Raw genomic sequence first — 23,548 nt, 5'->3', positions numbered from 1 at the left:
GCTACGCGGCCGGGGGCGGGAAGCCGAGGGCGGCCGTGAGGTCGGCCTTGACGGCGTCGAGGTCGCGGGCGGCGGCGGCGCGCGCTTCGGAAGGCTCGCCGTCCACCGGGGTCACCACCTCCAGGTAGCACTTGAGCTTGGGCTCGGTGCCCGACGGGCGCACGACCACGCGGGCCCCGCCGGCCAGGTGGTAACGCAGGCCGTCGGTGGGGGGCAGGCCGCCGTCACCCCTGCTGAGGTCGTCGGCGCCGGTCACCGCCCGGCCGCCTAGCAGGCGCGGCGGCGTGGCCCGCAGCCGCGCCATGGCGTCGCGGATCAGCGACAGGTCGGCCACGCGGAACGACAGCTGGGACGTCGCGTGCAGCCCGTACCGTCTGGCCTGGTCGTCGAGCAGGTCGAGCAGGGTGCGGCCGGACCGCTTGGCCTCGGCGGCGATGGCGGCGACGGTCAGCGCGGCGCCGATGCCGTCCTTGTCCTGGACGGGCAGCCCGGCGTCGGAGCCCACGCTGTAGCCGATGGCCTCCTCGTAGCCGAAGACCAGCCCGTCGCCCGCCTTCATGATCCACTTGAACCCGGTCAGCGTCTCGCCGTGGCGCACGCCGTGCGCCCGCGCGATGCTGCCGAGCAGCGTGGACGACACGATGGTGGTGGCCACCATGCGGTCGCCCGTGGTGTGGGCGATGACGTGCTCGGCCAGCAGCCCGCCGAGCTCGTCGCCGGTGAGCATGCGGCAGCCGCCGTCCGGCAGGGGGACGCCCACCGCGCACCGGTCGGCGTCGGGATCGTTGGCGATCACCAGGTCGGACCCGTGCTTGGCGGCGAGGGCGACGGCGAGGTCCATCGCGCCCGGCTCCTCGGGGTTGGGGAAGGTGACCGTGGGGAAGTCGGGGTCGGGCGCGGCCTGCTCCTCGACCTCCGCAGGCGCGGGGAAGCCCGCGGCGTGGAAGGCCCTGCGCAGGACGGCGCCGCCGACGCCGTGCAGCGGCGTGTACGCCACGCTCAGGTCGCGCGCCTCGCCCAGCGGCAGAGCCGTCAGCGCGGCCAGGTAGTCGTCGAGGACGTCCTCGCCCAGCTCGGTGCGGGTGCCGGGGCCGTTCAGCGGCAGCTCGTCCACCCGGCCGACGGCGTCGATGGCGGCCGAGATCTCCCGGTCGACCGGCGGCACGATCTGGGAGCCGTCGCCCCAGTAGACCTTGTAGCCGTTGTCCCTCGGCGGGTTGTGGCTGGCGGTGACCATGACGCCGGCGTCGGCGCCGAGGCGGCGTACGGCGAAGGCCAGCAGCGGGGTGGGCAGCGGACGCGGCAGCAGCGACGCGTGCACCCCCGCGCCGGTCAGCACGGCGGCGGTGTCGCGGGCGAACACGTCGGAGTTGTGGCGGGCGTCGTACCCGATGACGACGTGCCTGCCAGGACCCAGCACGGCGGCCAGCCCGGCGGCGGCGCGCATCACCGTGACCCGGTTCATCCGGTTGGGGCCGGCGCCCAGCTCGCCGCGCAGGCCCGCCGTGCCGAACTCCAGCTTCGCGCCGAAGCGGTCGCGCAGCGCGTCGAGGTCGCCGCGCTCCAGGAGCGCGGACAGCTCGGCCCTGGTCTCGGGGTCGGGGTCCTGGGACAGCCAGTCGCGAGCCTGCTCGGCGAGGCTCACAGCCGGTCCACCACCTTCGACAGCAGGATGCCCATGCGGGCGGCCGTGGCCCGGCCCACCTCCAGGACCTCCTCGTGGTTGAGCGGCTCGCCCGACAGCCCGGCGCCCGGGTTGGTGACGAGGGAGATGCCGAGCACGTCGAGGTTGGCCTCGCGGGCGGCGATGGCCTCCAGCACGGTGGACATGCCGATCATGTCGCCGCCGAGGGTGCGCAGCATGCGGATCTCGGCCGGCGTCTCGTACGTCGGGCCGCGGAAGGCGACGTACACGCCTTCGGCCAGCGTCGGGTCGATCTCGCGGACGAGGGCGCGCAGCCGCGACGAGTAGACCTCGGACAGGTCGATGAACGTCGTGCCGGTGATGGGGTTCGCGCCGGTCAGGTTGATGTGGTCGCTGATCAGGACGGGCTCGCCGACCTGCTGCGTCTCGGGGCGCAGGCCGCCGGCGGCGTTGGTCAGCACGAGCGTGCGGACGCCGGCCGCGGCGGCCGTCCGCACGCCGTGGACGACCGCGTCGATGCCGAGCCCCTCGTACAGGTGGGTGCGGCCGAGGAGGACGAGGGCGTGCCTGCCGCCCGGCGTGCGGATGACGCGGATCTTCCCGCCGTGCCCGGCGACGGCGGGGGCGCGGAAGCCGGGCAGCTCGGTGAAGGGGATCTCCGCCGCTGTCTCGCCGATCGCGTCAGCGGCGGGCACCCACCCCGACCCCATGACGAGAGCGACGTCGAAGGTGTCGAGGCCGGCGGCTCGCTTGAGCTCGGCGGCGGCCTCGCTGGCCAGGGCGTACGGGTCGTTGGTCACATCTCAGTAGTTTAGGAGCAGCCTGTCCAGTACCCGGACGCCGAACTGGAGCGCGTCCACCGGCACCCGCTCGTCCACGCCGTGGAACATCGAGGCGAAGTCCATGTCGCCGGGCAGGCGCAGCGGCACGAACCCGAAGCCGCGCACGCCGAGGTCGGCGAAGAACGTCTTGTTGTCGGTGCCGCCCGACATGCAGTACGGCACCGCGCGCGCCGTCGGGTCCTCCGCCTTCAGCGCCGCGATCATGGACTCGACGAGGGCGCCGTCGAACGTGGTCTCCAGCGCGATGTCGTGGTGCACGAACTCCCTGCGCACCTTCGGCCCGAGCAGCGAGTCGATCGTCTTGAAGAACTCCTCCTCGTGCCCCGGCAGGAACCGCCCGTCGACGACGGCCGTGGCCTGGCCCGGGATGACGTTCGACTTGTAGCCGGCGTCCAGCTGGGTGGGGTTGGCGGTGTGGCTCAGCGTCGCGCCGACGAACCGGACGAGCGGCCCGATCTTGTCCAGGACGGGCGCCGGGTCCTGCTCGTCGAACGGGATGCCGAACGCGTCGGCCACCTCGGTGAGGAACTGCCGCACGGTGGGGGTGAGCGTGATCGGCCAGTCGTGGCCGCCGATCCTGGCGACCGCCTGGGCGATCTCGGTGACGGCGTTGTCGGAGTTGAGCATCGAGCCGTGGCCGGCGGTGCCGTCGGCGGTGAGCCGCATCCAGGCCAGCCCCTTCTGGGCGGTCTCGATGAGGTAGAGCCGCAGCGACGGGTCGACCTCCAGCGAGTAGCCGCCGACCTCGCTGATCGACTCCGTGACCCCCTCGAACAGGTCGGGGTGGTGCGCGGTGAGGTGCTTGGCGCCGTACACGCCGCCCGCCTCCTCGTCGGCGACCCAGGCGAACACGATGTCGCGGCGCGGCCTGCGGCCCTCGCGGGTCATCTGGCGCAGCACCGCCAGCATCATGGCGTCCATGTCCTTCATGTCCACCGCGCCGCGGCCCCAGATGTAGCCGTCGCGCACCTCGCCCGCGAACGGGTCGACCGACCAGTCCGCCGCGTTGGCGGGCACCACGTCGAGGTGGCCGTGGACGAGCAGCGCGGGCAGGGACGGGTCGCTGCCCTCGACGCGGGTGACCACGTTGCCGCGCCCCGGGGCGCTCTCGATGTAGGCCGGCTCGATGCCGACCTCGGCCAGCCTGGCCATGACGACCTCGGCGGCGGCCCGCTCGCCTGGGCCGCTGTCGTCCCCGTAGTTGCTGCTGTCGACGCGGATCAGCTCGGCGCAGAGGTCGGCGACTTCGTTCTCGGCGGGTGTCATGGCGTTCTCTCCAGGGTGAGGAGTCCGGACTTGCGGAGGTGCCCGCGCTTGTAGGCGCGGGTGATGAGGGTCGAGTTCACGTCGGTGACGTCGTCGAGCGAGCCGACGACTCCCGTGATGAAACGGTAGAGGTCGGCCTCGTGCGGCACCGCCACCTGGACGATCAGCGAGTGGGTGCCGGTGGTGGCCGCGCAGTAGCGGACGTTCGGGTGCGCGGCCAGGCGCTGGCCGACCAGGTCGAGGCCGTGCGGGCGGGCCTTCAGCCAGAGCTGCGCCTCGACCTCCAGGCCGAGCAGCGCCGGCTCGACCTCGGCCCGCAGCAGCAGGAGCCGGCGGTCGAGCAGCGACGACACCCTCCTGCGCGCCGTCGGCACCGACAGGTCGAGCCGCTCGGCGATCGCGGTGAACGCGATCCTGCCGTCCGTGGTGAGCAGGGTGGCGATCTCCTGCTCCAGGGGGGACAGGCCGTCCTCGTCGGGCAGGCAGGCGGGCGGCGGCTCGGGGCGCAGCTCGGCCACCTCCTCGTCGGCGAGGAACGGGGCGTGCCACTCGGCGACGGTCCTGAACGTGTGGAGGACGACGTTGGTGAGCGTCTGCGCCACGCCGTCGATGTGGCTGATCTCGTCGAAGACGATGCGGTGCAGCTCCTCGCGCGACGGCGAGACCAGCTCGCAGCCCAGGTCGGCGGCCCCGGTGAGGGAGTAGACCGACCGCGTGTCGGGACGGTCGGCGAGCGCCCGCGCGACCTTGGCGATGGCTCCCGGGCGCACCTGCGCGTGCAGGTGGGCCGGGCGGCCGTGGCCGGTGCGCAGGTCGTCGTAGATGGCGGTGACGCGTACGACGCCTTCGGCCATGAGCTTCTGGAGGCGGCGTGCGACCGTGCGCTCGTGCTCGCCCACGGCTCTGCCGATCTCACCCCAGGAGGCGCGGGGACTCACCTGGAGGGCGGCGACCAGGCGCCGGTCGAGAATATCCACCTGTAACCGTTTCCGTGTCGGCTTTGTAAATCTATTCCCAGACATTTGACTGTTTCGGTCGTTCCACTGCACAGTAGGCCATCACCGCACATGCAGCAAAGGAGCCCCCGTGGCGACCACCCCCGTAACATCGGCGCCCATCGGCATCCCCCGAAGCCGCGTCCGGCAGCTCTTGGCAGCCAGCGTCGGCAACGTCGTCGAGTGGTTCGACTGGTACACCTACAGCTTCCTCACGGTCTACTTCGCCGACCAGATCTTCCCCAAGTCCGGGGGCAGCAGCCTCGTCCCCGTGCTGAGCGCGTTCGCCGTGTTCGCCGTCGGCTTCTTCATGCGCCCGCTGGGCGGTCTGCTCGTGGGCGCCTTCGCCGACCGGTTCGGCCGCAAGGCGGCGATGACGTTCACGATCATCCTCATGGGCGGCGGCTCGCTGCTGCTCGCCATCACCCCCACCTACGAGGCCGCGGGCGTGATCGCGCCGATCATCCTGACGGCCGCCCGCCTCATCCAGGGCCTGTCCGTGGGCGGCGAGTTCGCCGCCGCCACCACCTTCCTGGTGGAGTCGGCCCCTCCCGGCCGGCGCGGCCTGTTCTCCAGCTTCCAGTACGTGAGCACCACCATCGGCCAGCTCCTCGCCTCGGGCCTGGCCGCCGTGCTCGCCTCCAGCCTGGACGAGGCCGACATGGGCTCCTACGGCTGGCGCATCCCGTTCGTCGTCGGCGCCGTCATCAGCCTGGTGGGCCTGTGGATCCGCAAGGGCGCCGAGGAGACCAGCTCGGTCGCCAAGGACATCCAGGAGGGCAAGGTGGAGCGGCCCCGCATGTGGGAGTTCCTGCTGCACTACCCCACCAAGGCCGCGCTGATCGTCGGCATCACGCTCGCCGGCACCGTCGCCTACTACACCTGGACGACATTCCTGCCCACCTACGCCCAGCAGAACGTCAACTTCGACAAGGCCACCTCGCTGCTCGTCGGCACGATCTCGCTGGTGTTCTTCATGGTGCTGCAGCCGCTGCTCGGCATGCTGTCGGACCGGGTCGGCCGCAAGCCCATGCTCATCGCCTTCGGCGTGGCGTTCACCCTGCTGCCCGTGCCCCTGCTCGGGCTGCTGACCAACTCGTTCGCCAGCCTGCTGCTCATCCAGTGCGTCGGCATGGTCTTCCTCGGCTGCTTCACGTCGATCTCGGCCGCGGTGAACTCGGAGCTCTTCCCGACCCGGGTGCGGGCCTCGGGCGCGGGCTTCCCGTACTCGCTCACCGTGGCGATCTTCGGCGGCACCGCGCCGCTCATCGGCACCTGGCTGAAGGAGGACGGCGTCTCCCACCTGTTCCCGTGGTACATGTCGGCGCTCGCGCTGATCTCCACCCTCGTCTACGTCTTCGCGCTGCGCGAGACCAAGGACGAGCCGCTGCGTTAACCGACCGAGGTGCAGGGGCGCTCCCGCAACTCCTTGACGTAGTCGTCGGGGGCGCCCGCCCGCTCGGCGGCGTCGGCCAGCAGGCCCAGGTAGCGGGCCGAGGGCAGGCCGCCCTCGTAGCCGTCGAGCACGTAGAACCAGGCGACGACCTCGCCGTCGAGCGTCTGCACCCGCAGCCGCACCTTGTGGTACGCGCCGCGCACGGCGCCCTCCCACTGGTCGAGCGACTGCTCCTCCCACTCGGGAACGTCGTAGAGCACGACGAAGACGTGCTCGCCAGGGTCCTCGACGATGGTGCTGAGCGCGCCCTCCCCGCCGAAGGTCAGGCGCCAGCCGGGCAGCCACCCGACACCCCGCATGGGGGAGTGCGGGGCCCGCATGGCCATCTGCTCCGGGTCCATGTTGCTGCCGTAGGCGGCGTAGACAGGCACAGCTGAAAAGAGTAGCGCCTGAGACCCGGCCCCGTTCGACCTCGGCGCGCGGCATGCGGGAGAATGGGACACGTGACGAGGATCGTGATCATCGGTGGCGGGCCCGGCGGCTACGAGGCGGCCCTGGTGGCTGCTCAGCTAGGCGCACAGGTCACGATGGTCGAGCAGGAGGGCCCCGGCGGGGCCTGCGTGCTCACCGACTGCGTGCCGTCCAAGACGCTGATCGCGACCTCGGTCCGCAAACAGGCGCTGCTCGACGCGCCGTCCCTGGGCGTGCGCTTCGACGGCGGCGGCGACGGCGAGGTCGGCCTGGCGACCGTCGACCTGCCCCTCGTCAACAAGCGGGTCAAGGAGCTGGCGCAGGCGCAGTCGGCCGACATCGCCGCGCGGGTCGAGGCCGAGGGCGTCGAGATCGTCAGAGCGCGGGGGCGGCTCGTCGACCCGCAGGTGGTGCGGGCGGGCGACCGTACGATCAGGGCCGACGTGGTGCTCGTCGCCACCGGGGCGACACCCCGCATCCTGCCCGGCGCCGAGCCCGACGGCGAGCGCATCCTCACCTGGCGCGACCTCTACGACCTGGAGGAGCTGCCCGAGCACCTCATCGTGATCGGGTCCGGCGTGACCGGGGCCGAGTTCGCGGGCGCGTACCGGTCGCTGGGGGCCGAGGTGACGCTCGTCTCCAGCCGCGACCGCATGATGCCCAACGAGGACGCCGACGCCGCCGAGGTGCTCGAAGAGGTCTACCGGCGCCGCGGCATGAACGTCATGGGCCGCTCGCGGGCCGCCTCCGTCAAGCGCACCGCCGACGGCGTCGTGGTGACGCTGGAGGACGGCCGCACCGCCGAAGGGTCCCACGCGCTGATGACCGTCGGCATGGTGCCCAACACGTCCGGCATCGGGCTGGAGGAGGCGGGCGTCCAGCTCGACAGGAACGGCTTCGTCAAGGTCGACAAGGTGTCGCGCACGTCCGCGCCCGGCGTGTACGCCGCGGGCGACTGCACCGGCGTGCTCATGCTCGCCTCGGTGGCCGCCATGCAGGGCCGCATCGCCGTGTGGCACGCGCTGGGCGAGGCCGTGCAGCCGCTGCGGCTGGCCACGGTCGCGTCCAACATCTTCACCGACCCCGAGATCGCCGCGGTGGGCGTGGCGCAGCGGGCGATCGAAGCCGGCGAGATCGAGGCGAACGTGGTCAAGCTGCCGCTCGCCACCAACGCCCGCGCCAAGATGCAGGGCTTCAACGACGGCTTCGTCAAGCTGTTCTGCCGCCCGCACACCGGCATCGTGCTGGGCGGCGTGGTGGTGGCGCCGCGGGCGTCCGAGCTGATCCTCGCCGTGTCGGTGGCGGTGCAGCAGCGCCTCACCGTCGACCAGCTCGCCCACACGTTCGCGGTGTACCCGTCGCTGTCGGGCTCGATCACGGAGGCGGCCCGCCGCCTCATGCAGCCGGCCACCATCTGACACGCGGCCCCCGCCTGGGGTCCGCCGCCGGGCGGTCGGTCACCATCTGACGCGCCGCCCCCGTCTCGGGGCTGTCGCCTGACGGGTGGCCCCGCTCGCCCAGGGCTGACCGGTCCTGGCTGAAAGGCGACGCCCAGCCGCCTGCCCATCGGGCGCCCACCTGCCGGACGCCCGCCGTCCCGCGCACGCCCGCCCATCGGGCGCTCACCTGTCGACGCCTGCCGTCCCGCGCGCGCTCGCCCATTTTGCGCTCGCCATCGCATGCCCGTCGGGCGCCTGAGCGTCGCACGCCTGCCGCCCCGTGCGCCCGCCCATTGTGCGCTCGCCGTCTCATGCGCCTGCCCATCGGGCACCTGCCGTCCCGTGCGCGTGACAGCCCTCGGCGGTGATCCGCGGCCACCGACATGCCGGGCGACGTCCATTCGAGGAGGGCCGCCCGGCATTAGATAGTTCTACTATCCGATAGTGTAGCTATCCAATAAGGAGGCATCGTGATCTCGTTGATCGTGCTCGTGGTCGCCACGCTCGCGTTCCGGCTGCTGGGGGCGCTCGGGGTGCGGCGCCTGGCCGGTTGGCGGGCGAGCGCGGCGCACGGCCTCGCCGTGATGCTGGTCGTCACCGCGAGCGCCCACTTCGTCCCCGAGGGCGTCACCGTCATGCCCACCCACGCCGACCTCGTCCGCATGGTGCCGCCGTTCGTGCCGTTCCCCGGCGCGGTCGTGTACCTGACGGGCGTGCTCGAACTGGCCGGGGCGGCCGGGCTCGTGCTCCCCGCCACCCGGCGCGCCGCCGGGTTCTGCCTGGCCGCGCTCTTCGTCGCGTTGCTGCCCGCCAACGTCCACGCCGCCGTCGCGGACGTGCCGTTCGCGGGGGAGCCGGCGACGCCGCTGCTCATCAGGGTGCCCGAGCAGCTGCTCTTCATCGCCGTCGCACTCTGGGTCGCGGTCCAGGCCCCGCGCGTCCGGGAGGAGGGGCGCGACCGTCAGCGCGCCGTGCCGTCGAAGGCGTAACGCAGGTACAGCCCCGCGTCGTGCAGGACGGGCACGGGGCGCGTGAGCAGCTCGACGGCGCGCAGGGCGCGCGACAGCCCGGCCGTGCTCGGCGCGGCCAGCGCGCTCACGGCGGCGGTGCAGCGCAGCCGCGGGATCGCGCGCTCCAGCTCGCCCGGGTCGGAGATCGCCCAGCGCAGCATCGGGGTACGCGAGATCCGGCGCAGCCGCCGGTTCAGCGCCCACGCGGCCAGCCGGTTGTGCGTGTCGAACATGATCACGCCGCTGGGGAAGTGCCCGGTGACGCGCCGGAACAACGCTCGTCCCTCCTCCGGGAGGAGGTACATCGTCAGCCCCTCGGCGATGACCAGCGCGGGCAGGTCGTCGCGCACCTCCTGCAGCCAGGCGTTCGCCGTCACCGAGGAGGCGACCAACCGGTAGCCGGGCCGCTCGGGGTAGAGCCTCCTGCGCACCTCGGCGACCTCCGGCTGGTCCACGTCGTACCAGGCGACGCCGGGGCCGGGGTCGAGACGCCAGACGCGGGTGTCGAGTCCGGCGCCGAGGTGCAGCACGGTGGCGCGCTCGTGCCGGGAGAGGAACTCGGCCGCCCAGTCGTCGAAGTGGCGGGCGCGGGCGGCGGCGCTCAGCGCCATGCGCGGCGACACCCCGAGGGCGGCCACGTCGGCGCCGAGCTTGTCGAACGCCTCGGCCGCCATGGTGTCGTGCAGCAGGGACGGGCTGCGGCGGGCGTCGAGCGCCTTGCCGTAGAGGGTGATGAGCGACGTCTTCATCACGGGGTCGAGCGCGAGGCCCGTCTGTCGCATCTCCCGTGCCCCCTTGGTTCACCTGTCAGCGTAGGTATGGCGTAAGCGCAGGTCAACGGGCGTTTCGAAGCCTCCCGAGCCCGCGCTCGTCCTCTTGGACGTCGAGCTGCGCGGTGCCGCCCTGCCGTGCGGGGAGACCTTCGACGCGGCGTCGAGACGAACGACGCGGGGGGCGGTGGCTCTCATGGTGAGGCGCCCGGCGCCTGCGCTCGGATGGTCCGAACGCGCCGCCGGGCGCGTGCATGCCCTGCCCTGGGCAGCTCCTCGCAGCTACGGATGGTGCTTGTGCTTCTGGTTCTGCCGGTGGCCGGCGCTCCTGCGATGGCCGTGACCGGTCAGATACCCCGCCTGCGAGGGGAAGGGCAGGAAGGTGAGGATGGTCATGACGACACCTCCGGATTTCCTGTGTTTCCCCTGGTCAGCTGTCACGCTACCCACTGAACCGGATTCGGTCTGCCAAACGGCCGTCAATTCGGGCCGCCACTCCTTGGGGAACTTTTTCGGCCGGAAAGGGACGGGCGCGCCCCCCGAAGGGGACGCGCCCGTACGCGCGATGGGCGGGTGGTTACCAGTCGCCTCCGCCGAAGTCGCCTCCGCCGAAGTCGCCGCCGCCTCCGCCGAAGTCGCCCCAGCCGCCGCCACCGCCGCCGAAGTCACCGCCACCGCCGAAGTCGCCGCCGGCGTCCTGGTAGCCCTCCGCGTAGCCGGCGCCGTAGCCGCCGTAGCCCCAGCCGCCGCTGAGCATGCTGCCCATCATGGTGCCGATGAACATGCCGGTCATGACGTCGCCGAAGCCGCCGTAGTAGCCGTAGGCGTACGGCTGGTACGCCGGGCCCGCGTCGTAGTACGGACGGCGGTGGCCGTCGACCATGACCTCACGCATCTGCGGGTCGAAGCCGCGCTCCACGGCCTCGGCGTCGCCGGCGCAGGCGGGCACGTCGCGGACGGCGCCGCCGGGCGGGGCCCAGCGCACGTCACGCACGGACGGGCCGTGCTGCGGGTTGAAGAAGCAGGGGGCGCGCCGCTCGGGCACCGGCTGGTTGTTGACCTTGGCCTTCACCACGGCCAGCGCGTACCGGCCGTCCTCCAGGGTCTGGGTGACCTCGCGGACCTGGTCGGCCCGCTGGACGGCGGCGAGCTGCGTCTTGGCCTTCTCGTACGAGTCGAGCGCCTGCTGCCACTCGCCGATGTGCCGGCCGCCCTCGCCCGCGAGCGTGACGTCGGTGTCGAGGGAGGTGATCTCCTCGCCGAACTTCGTGACGTCCTCGTCGACGGTCTGCTTGACGGCCGCGAGGTCCTTGGCCTCCTGGATGGCGCGCTGCTTCTTCCTGTTGCGGGAGTAAAGGAAGTAGCCGCCGCCGCCGACGACCGCGATGGCGCCGAGGCCGACGAGCGCCGCGGTGCCGCCGGCGCCGGGGTTGGACTGGCTGCCGGAGTCGAGCGCGGAGCGGTCGCCCTTGACGGCCATGTCTATGCGGTTGACGAAGTCCTTCATGCCGGCCACGACGTCACCGGAGTTGGCGTTGACGGAGAGGTCGGACAGCTTGCCCGCCACACCGGGCTTCAGCGCGCTGGACGCGGCGAAGAGGGTCTGGCCGTCGAGAACGACGACCGTGGCACGGGGACGGCCCGCCGCGGCCAGGCCCTTGCCGAGTGAGGTGATGTACGGGGCGATGGTGGAGTTGTCGTACGTGCCGTCGGGGAGCGCCACAGCGTAGATCTTGCTGTCGGCCCCCTTCAGCGCGTCGCGGATCTCGTCCTGCTGGTCGGAGCTGAGCGGGGTGCCCGACTGCACGTACAGCGGATCCTTCTTGTCCTTCCAGTAGGACACCACCGACTGGGCGTCGGGCGGCGCCGCCGCGTTGGCGGCGGGGGACAGCGCGAGAACGACGACGAGGCCGGCGATCAGAGCCGCGATCGCGGCCCCTGCCCGGCGCAGCGAGTGGGTCATTGGCAGCAAGCCTCCTTCGCCCATGAGGACGAACGGGCGATCGGCAAAGTTCCTCAAGGGGCACGTTACCCGTACGGGGCGGTGCGGAAGGACCGCCCCATGGAGATCCCGGGGCCCCGGGCGGTCAGGTCTGCTTGATCTCGCAGATGGTCGCGCCCGAGGTGACGGTCTGCCCGACGGCCGCGGTCAGGCCCGTGACCGTGCCGGACTTGTGCGCGGTGAGCGGCTGCTCCATCTTCATGGCCTCCAGCACCACGACGGTGTCGCCCTCGGCCACGGTGTCGCCGTCGGCGGCCACGATCTTGACGATCGTGCCCTGCATGGGGCTGACGAGGGCGTCGCCACCGGCCGCCGCCTGCTTGACGCCGCTCCTGGCCCGCTTCGGCGCCCTGTTCGCGGTGGGCGTAGCACTCGTGGCGCCGAGACCGGCGGGCAGGACGACCTCCAGCCGCTTGCCGCCGACCTCGACCGTCACCGTCTCGCGCGCCGGGGCCTCACCGCCGGCGACCTCGCCCGACCACGGCTCGATCGTGTTGTGCCACTCGGTCTCGATCCACCGCGTGTGCACCGAGAACGGCTCGGACGTGAACGCGGGGTCGGTCACGACCGCACGGTGGAACGGCAGCACCGTCGGCATGCCGTCGATCCGGAACTCGGCCAGCGCGCGGCGGGCGCGCTCCAGCGCCTCCCCGCGGTTCGCGCCCGTCACGACCAGCTTGGCGATCAGCGAGTCGAACGTGCCGGGCACCGTCATGCCCGCCTCGTACCCCGAGTCGAGGCGGACGCCGGGGCCCGCGGGCGGGCGCATCGCCGTCAGCGTGCCGGGGGCGGGCAGGAAGTTGCGCCCGGCGTCCTCGGCGTTGATCCGGAACTCGATGGAGTGGCCGCGCAGCACCGGGTCGCCGTAGCCCAGCGGCTCGCCGTCGGCGATCCTGAACATCTCACGGACCAGGTCGACGCCCGCCACCTCCTCGGTGACCGGGTGCTCGACCTGGAGCCGGGTGTTGACCTCCAGGAACGAGATCGTGCCGTCCTGCCCGACGAGGAACTCGCAGGTGCCGGCGCCGACGTACCCGGCCTCCTTCAGAATGGCCTTCGAGCTGGTGTAGAGGACGTCGAGCTGCTCCTGCGACAGGAAGGGCGCCGGGGCCTCCTCGACGAGCTTCTGGTGGCGGCGCTGCAGCGAGCAGTCGCGGGTGCTGACGACGACCACGTCGCCGTGCGCGTCGGCCAGGCACTGCGTCTCGACGTGCCGCGGCCGGTCGAGGTAGCGCTCGACGAAGCACTCGCCGCGCCCGAACGCGGCGACGGCCTCGCGCACCGCCGACTCGTACAGCTCGGCGACCTCCTCCAGCCTGCGGGCCACCTTGATGCCGCGCCCGCCGCCCCCGTACGCCGCCTTGATCGCGATCGGCAGGCCGTGCTCCTCGGCGAACGCCACCACCTCGTCGACGCCGGACACCGGGTCGGGGGTGCCGGCGACGAGCGGCGCGCCCACCTTCTGGGCGATGTGCCTGGCCCGCACCTTGTCGCCCAGCGCGGCGATGGCCGACGGCGGCGGGCCGATCCAGATCAGCCCCGCGTCGATGACGGCCTGCGCGAAGTGGGCGTTCTCGGCGAGGAAGCCGTAGCCCGGGTGCACCGCGTCGGCGCCCGACCTCCTGGCGACGTCCAGCAGCTTGTCGATGTCGAGGTACGTCTCCGCCGGGGACTGCCCGCCCAGCGCGTACGCCTCGTCGGCGACCCTGACGTGCAGCGCGTCGAGGTCCTGGTCGGCGTAGACGGCGACGCTGCCGATCCCCGCGTCTTGGCAGGCGCGCGCCACCCGCACCGCGATCTCGCCACGGTTGGCGATCAGTACCTTCCGCACCGACCTTCGTCCTTCCTCGCAGTGGTTCCCAACGGCCCGGGTCGCCCCGGTCTCCGGGCCCGCCGTCCACGTCAGCCCCTGCCCCGTCAGACGCCCTGCCCTCGCTCGGGCCGGGAAGAAAGCGGTGTCCGCCACGTCGGCAGGGGTGCCAGGACGGCGCTGAGAGCTCCTCAAGTCCGAATGTTCCTCTGGAAGACCATAGCCGCTCGGCATAACGGCGGCGATGGCCGGTGCCCCCGCTTAGGGTGAGGGCGCTTTCACCGTGTTCCCCCCGTTCCAGGAGGCAGGCATGAGCCAGAGCATGTTCGGTGGCGATCTCGCAGAGATGCAGCAGATGGCCACCCAGTTCGGCCAGCAGTCCGAGGCGGTGCGCAACACCATGGCCGTGCTCGACCGCGAGGCCTCCAAGGTCGGCACCGCCTGGACCGGCCCCGGCGCCCAGAAGTTCCAGCAGGCCTGGCAGAACTACCGCACCGCCTTCCAGCGGATGTCGGAGGAGCTGCAGGAGGCGTCGCGCGTCATCGGCACGTACCGGCAGAACATCGAGTCCGCGACGAGGTGAGCGAGAGGCGGAGGCCCTGGTGTGACCCCCGGGGCTTCTGCCCGGCGAAACGGGGAGGCTACGCTTCTCCACCATGATCGGTCACGCCCTGGTGGCGAGCCTGCTCGCCCTGCAGCCGGTGATCGCCCCGGTGGCGGCCCGGTCCGCGCCGGAGGAGTGCAGGCCGCCCAGGGCGAGCGTGACCATCGGCGAGACGTGGGCGCAGCGGCGGCTGAACGTCCAGCGGGTCTGGCCGCTCACCACGGGCGAGGGCGTCACCGTCGCCGTCATCGACAGCGGCGTCGACGAGAGGCACCCGCAGATCCGCCTGGCCGGCAAGGCCGACCTGACCGGCACCGGCTACCGCGACTGCATGGGTCACGGCACCGCGGTCGCCGGCATCATCGCCGCCCAGTACAACAAGGACGTCCCCTTCCACGGCGTCGCGCCCGGCGTCAGGCTGCTGTCGTTCAAGCAGTCCAAGGACGGCACCGGCGACGTCGGACTGCTGGCGAAGGCCATCAGGGCCGCCGCCGACGAGAACGCCGACGTCATCAACGTCTCGATCGAGGCGCACGACCAGCCCGACCTCAAGGCGGCCGTCGACTACGCGCTGGGCAAGGACGTCGTCATCGTCGCCGCCGCGGGCAACCAGGAGAAGGACGACGGCACCGTCACCCCGTCGTACCCGGCGGCCTACGACGGCGTGCTGTCGGTCGGCGCGGCCGGGCCCGACGGCTCGCGCTCCACCTTCTCCAACCCCAACGCCGTCTCCGTGCTCGGCCCCGGGCAGGGCGTCAGCTCCACCTGGCCCGGCGGCGGCTTCCAGGGCAAGCTGGAGGGCACCAGCTACGCCGCGCCGTACGTGGCGGGCGTCGCGGCGCTCGTCCGGTCCCGCTTCCCCCACCTCGACCAGCTCCGCGTACGACGCCGGATCATGCTCACGGCCGACGGCGCGAACGGCTCAGGCACCGGCGCCGGCATGGTGAACCCGCTGCTGGCCGTCACCATGGTGCTGCCGTCGGAGCAGGTGGCCGTCGCGCCGCCGGCGCCGTCGCCGCTGCCCGCCTCCGCCGTGCGCAAGGCCACGCCTCCTGACGAGCGGTCGGCGCAGGTGGCGGGCGCCGTGGCGGCCGGCGGCCTGGGCCTCGCGGGGGTGGCGCTCGCGCTCCGCGTCTTCGTCCCGATGGGGCGGAGAAGAGGGTGGCGCGCCGGAAATGCTTAATTGACGGTTAATTGTCAGCCGTCGTAAGTGCTACGGCAGATATGGGTGGGGCTTATTTGGTTAAATGTCCCCCGATCATGACGCACTCCTGAAAGGTCCTGTCATGGCGGAGTCGGACGCGTCCCAGCCGGACATCCCCCAGCGGATCGGCATCTACCGCATCACCCGCCTCCTCGGCGAGGGGCCACGCGGTCCCGTCTACCTCGGCGTCGCCGCCGGTGACGACGCGGACGCCGCCGCCGCCACCGACGCCGCCGGTGTCCTGGAGGCCGTCGCCGTCAAGACCTTGGACGCCGGACCCTCCGACGGTCCCGGGGCCTCCGCCGAGTCGCCCGGCGACGGCGACTTCGTGGGACGGCTCAGGGGCGTCGGCCGCGTGTCCAGCTCGTACGTCGCTCGCACCCTCGACGCCGGGGTCGCCGACGGGCGCGTCTACGTCGTCAGGGAGTACGTGGAGGGCCGCTCGCTGGCCGAGGCCGTCGCCGCCGACGGGCCGCTGGCGGGCGAGGCGCTGGAGCGGCTGGCCGTGGGCACGCTGACCGCGCTCACCGCCGTCCACCTCGCCGGGTTCGCCCACCGTGGGCTCACCCCGGCGAACGTGATCATGACCGGCGAGACGCTGAAGATCACCGACATCGAGATCGGCGACCCGGCGGGCGAGCTCGGCTACCGCGCCCCCGAGCAGCTCAACGGCCTGCGGTACGGGCCGTACGCCGACGTGTTCGCCTGGGCGGCCACCATGGTGTTCGCCGCCACCGGGTCGGCGCCGTTCGCCCACGACGCGGACGCGGTGCTGCACGCCGAGCCGGAGGTGGGCGACCTGCCCGAGCCGCTGCGGCAGGTCGTGCTCGCGGGCCTGGCCAAGGACGTGGCGGGCCGTCCGACGACGTACACGGCCCTGCTGCGCCTGCTCGGCGACGCCAACGCCCCCATCCCCCCGAGCGCCGCCACCCCGCCACCGGCGAACGCGACGCCCCACCAGAACGCCCCGGCGGCCCCGACCGCCGAGCCGGCGGAGCCGCAGACGCCTGGTGCCCAGCCCTCCGGCGGGCAGGGTGGTCAGGGGGGCGGGTCGTCGTTGATCGCGCCCATCGTGCTGCCCCTGGACGGCGTCCCCCTCCCGCCGCCACCGCCCGGCGCCCCCCTGCCCCCGCCTGTGGGCGCGCCCGTGCCGCCACCGCCCGGCGCCGACCTGCCCTTGTCTCCGGGCGCGGCGGCGCCGCCGCCCGGCGCGCCCTTCCCGGCCCCGGGCGCTCCTCTGCCTCCGCCTCAGTCCCCAGGCTCAGGGCTTCCGCCTCAGGGCGGGCCTGTTCCCCCTGCTCAGGGCGGGGCGGTCGCTCCGCCTTCTGGCGGGCTTGTTCCCATGGGGCAGGGTGGGGTTCCAGGTCCGCCGCTGGAAGGGGTGCCGGTGGCCGGGCCGCCCGCCGGCGTGCCGGTCGAGGGAGGCCCCGACCTGCCGCCCGTGCCGCGGCAGCAGTGGGGTCCGCCCCAGGGCCCCGAGGGAGCGCACCAGCAGTGGGGCCCCGACGGTGGCCAGGCGCCGCAGCAGCAGTGGGGTCCGGACGGTGGTCAGGTTCCGCAGCAGCAGTGGGGTCCGCCCGGTGCGCAGGTGCCGCATCAGGGTGTCCCCGCGCAGGCCGCTCAGGGGCACGCCGCCGCCGCTCCCGCGCGCAGGCCGTTCCCCATCGGGCTGGCCGCCGGCGTGACGGCGGTCGTGCTGCTGTCCGGGCTCGGGCTGTGGGGCGCGAGCACGTACTCGTCCCGCGTGCAGTTCGAGCCCGCCGCCGCGGCGGCCGGCTCCTCCGCCTCGCCGGCCGCCACCGGGCCCACCGGGCAGGCCGCCGTGCCGACGGCCGCGCCGCAGGGCACGCAGCCGCAGGCCGAGGTGACCGCGCCGTGGGCGACGCCCACCCCGGACGACACCGGCGTCGGCCCGCTCGTGCTGGACGCGGACACCGACCCGCCGTCGGTGCCCGTGCTGACGTCGGTGCCGACGCCGTCGGCGCTGCCGACCCAGCCGGTGGTGGTGCCCACCCGCCACCCCCGGCCGACCAGGACGGTGACCCGGCCGACGAGGAAGGCCAGCCCGAAGGCCACGGTGACCAAGACGGTCAAACCGACGCCGAGCGCCACGCCGACGCCGACGAAGACCACCAAGCGGCCCACGCCGACCCCGACGCCCACCCGGACGCCGACGAGCCGGCCGACCACGCAGCAGCCCCAGCCGGAGCCCACGCCCACGAAGACCACGGCGTCGGCCGCGCCGAAGAAGAACCCGTACACGCCGACCCAGGTGTGCGGGCCGGGCTTCTACGTCCAGCGGCAGAGCTCCTTCACCGGCGGGACGACGTACCAGCTGTACAACAGCGGCACGGGGGAGAACTGCGTCGTCACCATGAAGAACGGCCCTGATGTGGGCAGGAGGACGCCGGTCCGCGCCACCCTGGAGGTCCAGGGCGGCGGCACGCGCACCGACTCCGGCAGCTACGACTACTACGCGGGCCCGGTGAAGCTGCCCGCCAAGGGCAAGTGCGTCCGCTACTCGGGCAGCGCGGGCTCCGGCAGCACCAGCGCCGCGTGGGGCAACTGCGGCTAGCGACCGTGACGGCCGGGGCCGGCGGGCTCGGGGCGGTCGCCGTGCCCCGCGCGGCGGCCGGTTCCGGGGTACGCGCCCGGACGGCCAGGACTTCGGCGTGTGGCGTCGCGCCGGTCAGTAGGGGCGGTAGCCCGAGCCGGTCTTGGTGCTCACGACTCCCGGCACCGCCGACACCGAGCCGTAGAGATCGATGGCGTACCGCACCCCGGCGATGATGTTGTCGATCGGGTGGTAGATGTTCCTGTGGCCGTCGAGCGCGTGCGCGTCGAAGACGGGGTCGATGGTCTGCATCAGCCCCTTCGACGGGTGGCCGGCGGTGGCGTTGACGTCCCACAGGTTGATCGCGTGGGGGTTGCCGCCCGACTCGTGCTGGATGATCAGCCAGATGTCGTTCGGGTTCATCTTGGCGGCCGGCACGCCGTTCTCCTGGAGGATGGCGATCGCCTCCTCGATCCACTCCTTGACCTTGCCGGTGGGAGCGGGCCCGCCGCCCGCCGGGGGCAGGCCGCTCGCGCCGTAGCCGCCCACGCGCGGGCTGCCGCCGACCCCGGTCGTGGCGGAGTGCGCGGTGTAGCTCGGGGTGCGCCGCCAGTCGAACCTGTGCCCCGACCCGGGGACGAACTCCTGGTCCGACGCCGCCGCGATCTTCGCGAACCGGGTCTTGCGCTCCTTGAGGAACCTGCCGATCGCGTCCTTGGCGGCGGTGACGGCCTCCCCGGCCTCGCGTACCGGCGTGCGGGCGTACCCGATCTCCTCCTGCACCATCGTCCTGATCCCCGGCTCCAGGTCCGCGTCCTTCGCGTCGGGGTTGGCGTCGCGGTAGGCGCGGACGCGGGTGAGCAGCCGGTCGCAGACGCCCGCCACGCGGCCCTGGGCGCTCTCCAGCGCGGCGGCGGCGTGGTCGAGCGACGAGGCGCAGTTCATCAGCGCGTCGTGCAGGTCCTGCCCGGCCCTGCCGTAGTCGCCCATGTAGTCGACGAACGCGTTGGCCGAGTCGCCCTCCCAGGCGAGATCCACGGTGGTGACGGCCTTGCCGAGTTCGCCGGTGTGGCTGAGGACCCTTCCCGCGGCGGAGCGCCACCGCTCGGCGATGGCGCGCACGGCGGCGGGGTCTCCGGTGACCTTGCCGGCCAGCGCGGCGAGCGTGGCCCCGTCCGGCAGGTCGTAGATCTCCTCGGGTGCGCTCATCGGGGGTCGTTCGCCCGCCTCACGTTGTCCTGCACCTGGCCGAGGGCCGTCTCGACGCCCTCGATCAGGCTCTTGGCCTTGCCGAACTCGCTGTCGGCCGTGGTCTCCACCAGGTGCACCGCGTCCGCCAGCGCGCCGGAGTCGTCCAGTCTGCCGAAGATGGACGAGTCCGGCGACCTGGCCGGGTAGCCGTCGGCGAGGTCGCCGAACTTGCCCCGTACGGTGCGTGCCACGATCCTGCAGTCGTCGAGCGCGCTGAAGTGGATGTCGAGCCCCGTCGCCACGCGCTTCCCCCTTATCTCCTCAGGCGCTACTCGTCACGCTCGGGCGCGGGCCAGAGCGCGGTCTGCGCCATCCGCGCCCCGAACCGCCTGTCCACGACGAAGCCGCGGCCGGGCGGCAGCGGCTGCGCCCGGACGTTGCCGAAGAGGAAGCCCTCGTCCTTGCTGCCCGACAGGATCACCGCCGGGCTCGCCATGTCCTTCAGCCGCTGGATCACCGGGTCGAACATGGCGCGGCCGAGGCCGCCCATGGCGCGCGACATCACCAGGTGCAGGCCGATGTCGCGGGCCTGCGGCAGCAGCTCGACCAGCGGAAGCAGCGGGTTGTTGCCGGTCGCCACCAGGTCGTAGTCGTCCACGACGATGTACAGGTCCGACCCCTTCCACCAGTCGCGGGCGCGCAGCTGCTCGGGGGTGAGGTCGGCCGGCGGCAGGCGCTTGAGCAGCGCGTTGCGCGCGTCGGCGACGAGTTCGAGCGCGGCGGGGCCGGACGCGGCGTAGCCGATGCGGTGCTCGCTCACCGCCGTGTCGAGCAGCGACCTGCGGTAGTCGATGACGATCATCATGGCTTCACGCGGCTCGTACCTGGTCACGATGTTCTCGGCGATGACCTTGAGCAGGTTCGACTTGCCGCTCTCGGTGTCGCCCACGACGATGAAGTGCGGGTCGGCCTCGAAGTCGATGAGCACGGGGGCGAGCGCGGCCTCGTCCACGCCGAGGGCGACGCGGCTCCTGCCGGTCTCCTCGGCGGTGGGCAGCGACGCGGCGGGGAGCACCGACGGCAGCAGCCGCACCGGCTTGGCGGCGGGGCCCTGCCAGGCGTCCCTGACGGCGTGCACGAGCCCCTGGACGCCCGTGGCGAGGTCCTCGGAGTCCTGCACCCCGTCGATCCTGGGCAGCGCGCCGAGGAAGTGCAGGCCGTCCTTGGTCAGGCCGCGGCCCGGCACCCCTTCGGGCACGGCCAGCGACTTCTTCCTGTTGACCTCCGACTCGTACGCGTCGCCGAGCTTCAGCTCGATCCGCGTGCCGAACAGGTCGCGGATGCCGGGACGGAACTCCGACCACTTGTTCGTGGCCGCCACGACGTGGATGCCGTAGCCGAGGCCGCGCGCCGCGAGGTCGGTGATGACGGGCTCCAGCGCCTCGAAGTCCTGCCTGACGGTCAGCCAGCCGTCCACGACGAGGAAGATGTCGCCCCAGCCGTCACCGCGCAGCGAGCCGTCGGCCAGCCGCCTGCGGTAGGTGGCGACGGAGTCGACGCCGTTCTCGGCGAACTCGCGCTCACGCTGCTGCAGCACGGTCGCGATCTCGGCGACGGTCCTGCGCACCCGTTCGGCGTCGAGCCTGCTGGCGACGCCGCCGACGTGCGGCAGGCCGTCCAGCGAGGCGAGCGCGCCGCCGCCGAAGTCGAGGCAGTAGAACTGCACCTCGCGAGGCGTGTGGGTGAGCGCCATGCTGGTGATCAGCGTGCGCAGGATCGTGCTCTTGCCGCTCTGCGGGCCGCCCGCCACGCCGACGTGCCCGGCCGCGCCGGACAGGTCCAGCCAGTACGGGTCGCGCCGCTGCTCGAACGGCCGGTCGATGATGCCGGCCACGGCCTGGAGGCGTCCCCTGCCCGGCCAGCCGGGCGTGGACAGCCCCAGCTCGGGCGTGACCGACAGCGGCGGCAGCAGGTGGGCGAGCGTGGGCGGCTCGGCCAGCGGCGGCAGCCAGATGGGGTGCGCGGCGGGGCCCTGCCCGGCGAGGCGGGTGACCACGATGTCGAGCAGGCTCTGCTGCTGCGAAGGGCTCTCCTCCTCGGCCTCCTCCTGCTCCAGTGGCTCCTCCAGGATGGGGACGGGCACGAAGTCGGTGCCGTACTCGACGACCTCCCTGACGACGATCGAGCCGTCGGGCGCGGCGACGTGCCGCGGGTCCGCCTGGTACGGGCCCGACACGTACGCCGCCTTGAACCGCGTCATGCCGGTCGTCTCGTACTTCAGGTAGCCGTTGCCGGGGGCGGAGGGCAGCTCGTACGCGTCGGCGACGCCCAGCACCACCCGGCTCTCCATCGCCGAGAAGGTCCGCAGGCCGATCCGGTACGACAGGTGGGTGTCCAGGCCGCGCAGCCGGCCCTCCTCCAGCCGCTGGGAGGCGAGCAGGAGGTGGACGCCGAGCGAGCGGCCGAGCCGGCCGATCATGACGAACAGGTCGATGAACTCGGGTTTGGCGGTCAGCAGCTCGCTGAACTCGTCCAGCACCACGAACAGCGTGGGCAGGGGCCGCAGGTTGGCGCCCTGCTCGCGGGCGCGCTCGTAGTCGCGCAGCGAGGCGTAGTTGCCGGCGGCGCGCAGCAGCTCCTGGCGGCGCACCATCTCGCCGTGCAGGGCGTCGTGCATGCGGTCGACCAGCGGCAGCTCGTCTTCCAGGTTGGTGATGACGGCCGAGACGTGGGAGAGCCCTTCCAGGCCGAGGAAGGTCGCGCCGCCCTTGAAGTCGACGAGGACGAAGTTCAGGATCTCCGACGAGTGGGTGATCGCCAGGCCGAGCACGAGCGTGCGCAGCAGTTCGCTCTTGCCGGATCCGGTGGCGCCGATGACGAGGCCGTGCGGGCCCATGCCGCCCTGCGCGGACTCCTTGATGTCGAGCTCGACGAGCCGTCCGTCGGCGCCGAGCCCGATGGGGACGCGCAGCCGGTTCCTGCCCGCCCTGGGCCGCCAGACCTGCGCGGGGTCGAGCCGCATCGGGTCGCCGACGCCGAGCAACTCGGTCAGCGTGGTGTTCATCGACAGCACGTCCTGCGACTCGCCGCCCTTGGCGGTGGAGGCGCGCAGCGGCGCGAGCTGGCGGGCCAGGCCCTCGGCCCTGAGGTAGTCGAGCGCGTCGGGGTCGCCGAGCCGGTTGACGGTCTCCTTGCCGGCGTGGTCGAGCTTGACCATGTGGAAGCCGCGGTGGTCCACGCGCAGCCGCAGCATGCTGCGTTCCTCCACGGCGCCGGCGGAGTCCGACAGGTCGATGACGGTGACGCCCTGGATCGCGTCGTGGCCGAGCTGGGACTCCTGCGGGACGTGGCCGCCGTCGAGGATGAGCACGTGGTACGGCAGCGCGTCGGCCGACGCGCCCGGCTTGAACCTGGCCCGCTCCTTCAGTTCGCCGCCGACGAGCCGGTCGAGCTCGCTCAGGTTCTCGGCCATGAGCCTGACCTGCCCGGCGCCGTCGGTCTCCTCCGGGTGCAGGGCGTGCGGCAGCCACTTGACCCACTCCCAGTGGCTCATCCACTCGCGGCCCGCGCAGACCATGATCCGCATGTCGTCGGGGGAGTGGAAGACCGCGATCTGCGCCAGCATCGCCCTGACCATGGCGCGCGCGAGCGCCGGGTCGCCGGACACCTTGATCCGCGCGAACGAGTGCAGCGCGACGGCCACCGGCAGCCTGGACACGGTCGAGTGGGTGCGGATGAACCTGCGCAGCGCCCCGGCCGTGAGCGCGTCGAGGTCCTCGACCGGCTTGGAGTCGGGCGGGATGAGCTGCACGGCGAGCTTCTGCACGCCGGTGCCGAGTCGTACGGTGCTGAAGTCCTCGTCGCGGGGGCGGCGCTCCCACAGGCGCGGGCCCATGGCGGTCCACCACAGGGTCTCGGGCGGGGGCCCGCTCCACTCCAGCGCCTCGCGCTGCTGGACGGCGGCGCGGCGCACCCGCTTGCGGATCTGCGCCAGGTAGCGGAAGTAGTCGCGGCGGGCGCCGTTGAGCCGGTGCCTGCGCTCGCCCGCCTGGCGGCCCATCTGGCCGATCGTCATGCCGACCATGGAGAAGGCGAACAGGCCGCTCGCCACGTACATGAGGGGGCTGGTGTTGGTGCCGCCCGCCGTGAACATCAGGCCCATCGCCGCCGCGCCCGCCACCATCGGCAGGTACGTGAGCACCGCCATCATGCCCTGGGACTGGACCTCAGGGATCTCCGGAGGCGACTCCAGCAGGATCTCGCCGCGCGGCGGTTTCGGGCTGGGACGGCGCTCCGGGCGCCGTACGACGACGATGCTCACCCTCTGGTCGGCCCTTCTGGTGCTTGGG

Annotated in this window: 17 protein-coding genes; 6 read left to right on the top strand and 11 right to left on the bottom strand. The window is 72.8% G+C overall.

What is annotated here, in order from left to right; genetic code table 11:
- Position 1: 1 nt before the first annotated feature.
- Genes BMX74_RS20205 through BMX74_RS20190 form a run of 4 tightly spaced genes read right to left on the bottom strand, consistent with a single transcriptional unit; the run spans position 2 to position 4,730 of the window.
- Complete coding sequence (locus BMX74_RS20205; protein WP_091102133.1) at positions 2–1,645, bottom strand: phospho-sugar mutase; 1,644 nt, start codon at positions 1,643–1,645, stop codon at positions 2–4.
- Positions 1,642–2,445 (bottom strand): purine-nucleoside phosphorylase, encoded by an 804-nt coding sequence (locus BMX74_RS20200; protein ID WP_091102131.1) that lies wholly within the window; start codon positions 2,443–2,445, stop codon positions 1,642–1,644. Before BMX74_RS20200 ends, BMX74_RS20205 begins: the two co-directional genes overlap by 4 nt.
- A gap of 3 nt (positions 2,446–2,448) precedes the next feature.
- Positions 2,449–3,753 (bottom strand): M20/M25/M40 family metallo-hydrolase, encoded by a 1,305-nt coding sequence (locus BMX74_RS20195; RefSeq protein ID WP_055506554.1) that lies wholly within the window; start codon positions 3,751–3,753, stop codon positions 2,449–2,451.
- Positions 3,750–4,730 (bottom strand): Lrp/AsnC family transcriptional regulator, encoded by a 981-nt coding sequence (locus BMX74_RS20190; RefSeq protein WP_055506555.1) that lies wholly within the window; start codon positions 4,728–4,730, stop codon positions 3,750–3,752. The genes BMX74_RS20195 and BMX74_RS20190 overlap by 4 nt, the downstream gene beginning before the upstream one ends.
- Before the next feature lie 109 nt (positions 4,731–4,839).
- Between BMX74_RS20190 and BMX74_RS20185 the strand changes: the two genes are divergently transcribed.
- Positions 4,840–6,144 (top strand): MFS transporter, encoded by a 1,305-nt coding sequence (locus BMX74_RS20185; protein WP_055506556.1) that lies wholly within the window; start codon positions 4,840–4,842, stop codon positions 6,142–6,144.
- Here BMX74_RS20185 and BMX74_RS20180 read toward each other — a convergent pair.
- The gene (locus BMX74_RS20180; RefSeq protein WP_055506557.1) at positions 6,141–6,575 is read right to left on the bottom strand and encodes a gamma-glutamylcyclotransferase family protein; all 435 of its coding nucleotides are present in this window, start codon (positions 6,573–6,575) and stop codon (positions 6,141–6,143) included. The two genes, BMX74_RS20185 and BMX74_RS20180, sit on opposite strands and share 4 nt — an antisense overlap.
- 72 nt (positions 6,576–6,647) lie before the next feature.
- Between BMX74_RS20180 and BMX74_RS20175 the strand changes: the two genes are divergently transcribed.
- Together BMX74_RS20175 and BMX74_RS20170 are read left to right on the top strand one after the other, a co-directional pair.
- Positions 6,648–8,033, top strand: coding sequence for an NAD(P)H-quinone dehydrogenase (locus BMX74_RS20175; protein WP_091102129.1), 1,386 nt, complete (start codon positions 6,648–6,650; stop codon positions 8,031–8,033).
- 491 nt (positions 8,034–8,524) lie between these two features.
- Positions 8,525–9,043 carry a DoxX family protein gene (locus BMX74_RS20170; protein WP_256257041.1) on the top strand — a complete coding sequence of 173 codons (519 nt, stop codon included), beginning with the start codon at positions 8,525–8,527 and terminating at the stop codon, positions 9,041–9,043.
- Here the strand turns inward: BMX74_RS20170 and BMX74_RS20165 are convergent.
- From BMX74_RS20165 to BMX74_RS20155, 3 genes are all read right to left on the bottom strand, one after another.
- A complete protein-coding gene (locus tag BMX74_RS20165) occupies positions 9,016–9,846 on the bottom strand; it encodes a class I SAM-dependent methyltransferase (protein WP_055506559.1) in 831 nt (276 codons plus the stop codon). The two genes, BMX74_RS20170 and BMX74_RS20165, sit on opposite strands and share 28 nt — an antisense overlap.
- A gap of 565 nt (positions 9,847–10,411) precedes the next feature.
- A complete protein-coding gene (locus BMX74_RS44245; protein WP_063792253.1) occupies positions 10,412–11,797 on the bottom strand; it encodes a hypothetical protein in 1,386 nt (461 codons plus the stop codon).
- A 124-nt stretch (positions 11,798–11,921) separates the two neighbouring features.
- Positions 11,922–13,667 (bottom strand): acetyl-CoA carboxylase biotin carboxylase subunit, encoded by a 1,746-nt coding sequence (locus BMX74_RS20155; RefSeq protein WP_055506560.1) that lies wholly within the window; start codon positions 13,665–13,667, stop codon positions 11,922–11,924.
- A gap of 289 nt (positions 13,668–13,956) precedes the next feature.
- On the opposite strand from BMX74_RS20155, the gene BMX74_RS20150 reads away from it, so the two are divergent.
- The 3 genes from BMX74_RS20150 (at position 13,957) to BMX74_RS20140 (ending at position 18,029) form a co-directional block, all read left to right on the top strand.
- A complete protein-coding gene (locus BMX74_RS20150) occupies positions 13,957–14,229 on the top strand; it encodes a WXG100 family type VII secretion target (protein ID WP_055506561.1) in 273 nt (90 codons plus the stop codon).
- Between the two features lie 73 nt (positions 14,230–14,302).
- Positions 14,303–15,433 carry a type VII secretion-associated serine protease mycosin gene (gene mycP, locus BMX74_RS20145; RefSeq protein ID WP_091102126.1) on the top strand — a complete coding sequence of 377 codons (1,131 nt, stop codon included), beginning with the start codon at positions 14,303–14,305 and terminating at the stop codon, positions 15,431–15,433.
- A 103-nt stretch (positions 15,434–15,536) separates the two neighbouring features.
- A complete protein-coding gene (locus BMX74_RS20140; RefSeq protein WP_177227440.1) occupies positions 15,537–18,029 on the top strand; it encodes a serine/threonine protein kinase in 2,493 nt (830 codons plus the stop codon).
- Positions 18,030–18,143: 114 nt separating this feature from the next.
- Here BMX74_RS20140 and BMX74_RS20135 read toward each other — a convergent pair whose 3' ends face one another.
- Genes BMX74_RS20135 through eccCa form a run of 3 tightly spaced genes read right to left on the bottom strand, consistent with a single transcriptional unit; the run spans position 18,144 to position 23,520 of the window.
- Positions 18,144–19,217, bottom strand: coding sequence for a transglycosylase SLT domain-containing protein (locus BMX74_RS20135; protein ID WP_055506564.1), 1,074 nt, complete (start codon positions 19,215–19,217; stop codon positions 18,144–18,146).
- Complete coding sequence (locus tag BMX74_RS20130; protein ID WP_055506565.1) at positions 19,214–19,501, bottom strand: hypothetical protein; 288 nt, start codon at positions 19,499–19,501, stop codon at positions 19,214–19,216. The genes BMX74_RS20135 and BMX74_RS20130 overlap by 4 nt, the downstream gene beginning before the upstream one ends.
- A 26-nt stretch (positions 19,502–19,527) precedes the next feature.
- Positions 19,528–23,520 carry a type VII secretion protein EccCa gene (gene eccCa, locus BMX74_RS20125; RefSeq protein WP_055506566.1) on the bottom strand — a complete coding sequence of 1,331 codons (3,993 nt, stop codon included), beginning with the start codon at positions 23,518–23,520 and terminating at the stop codon, positions 19,528–19,530.
- Positions 23,521–23,548 lie beyond the last annotated feature (28 nt).

Origin of the sequence: Nonomuraea pusilla (assembly GCF_900109355.1) — a bacterium.
Lineage (GTDB): Bacteria > Actinomycetota > Actinomycetes > Streptosporangiales > Streptosporangiaceae > Nonomuraea > Nonomuraea pusilla.
Note: the sequence above shows the minus strand (reverse complement) of the source record. Positions and strands in the feature narration are given on the sequence as shown.

Coding starts and splice junctions, on each gene's coding strand:
- BMX74_RS20195 (WP_055506554.1), bottom strand. CDS start 3,753: ATGACACCCGCCGAGAACGAAGTCGCCGACCTCTGCGCCGAGCTGATC.
- BMX74_RS20165 (WP_055506559.1), bottom strand. CDS start 9,846: ATGCGACAGACGGGCCTCGCGCTCGACCCCGTGATGAAGACGTCGCTC.
- BMX74_RS44245 (WP_063792253.1), bottom strand. CDS start 11,797: ATGACCCACTCGCTGCGCCGGGCAGGGGCCGCGATCGCGGCTCTGATC.
- BMX74_RS20150 (WP_055506561.1), top strand. CDS start 13,957: ATGAGCCAGAGCATGTTCGGTGGCGATCTCGCAGAGATGCAGCAGATG.
- mycP (WP_091102126.1), top strand. CDS start 14,303: ATGATCGGTCACGCCCTGGTGGCGAGCCTGCTCGCCCTGCAGCCGGTG.
- BMX74_RS20140 (WP_177227440.1), top strand. CDS start 15,537: ATGGCGGAGTCGGACGCGTCCCAGCCGGACATCCCCCAGCGGATCGGC.
- BMX74_RS20135 (WP_055506564.1), bottom strand. CDS start 19,217: ATGAGCGCACCCGAGGAGATCTACGACCTGCCGGACGGGGCCACGCTC.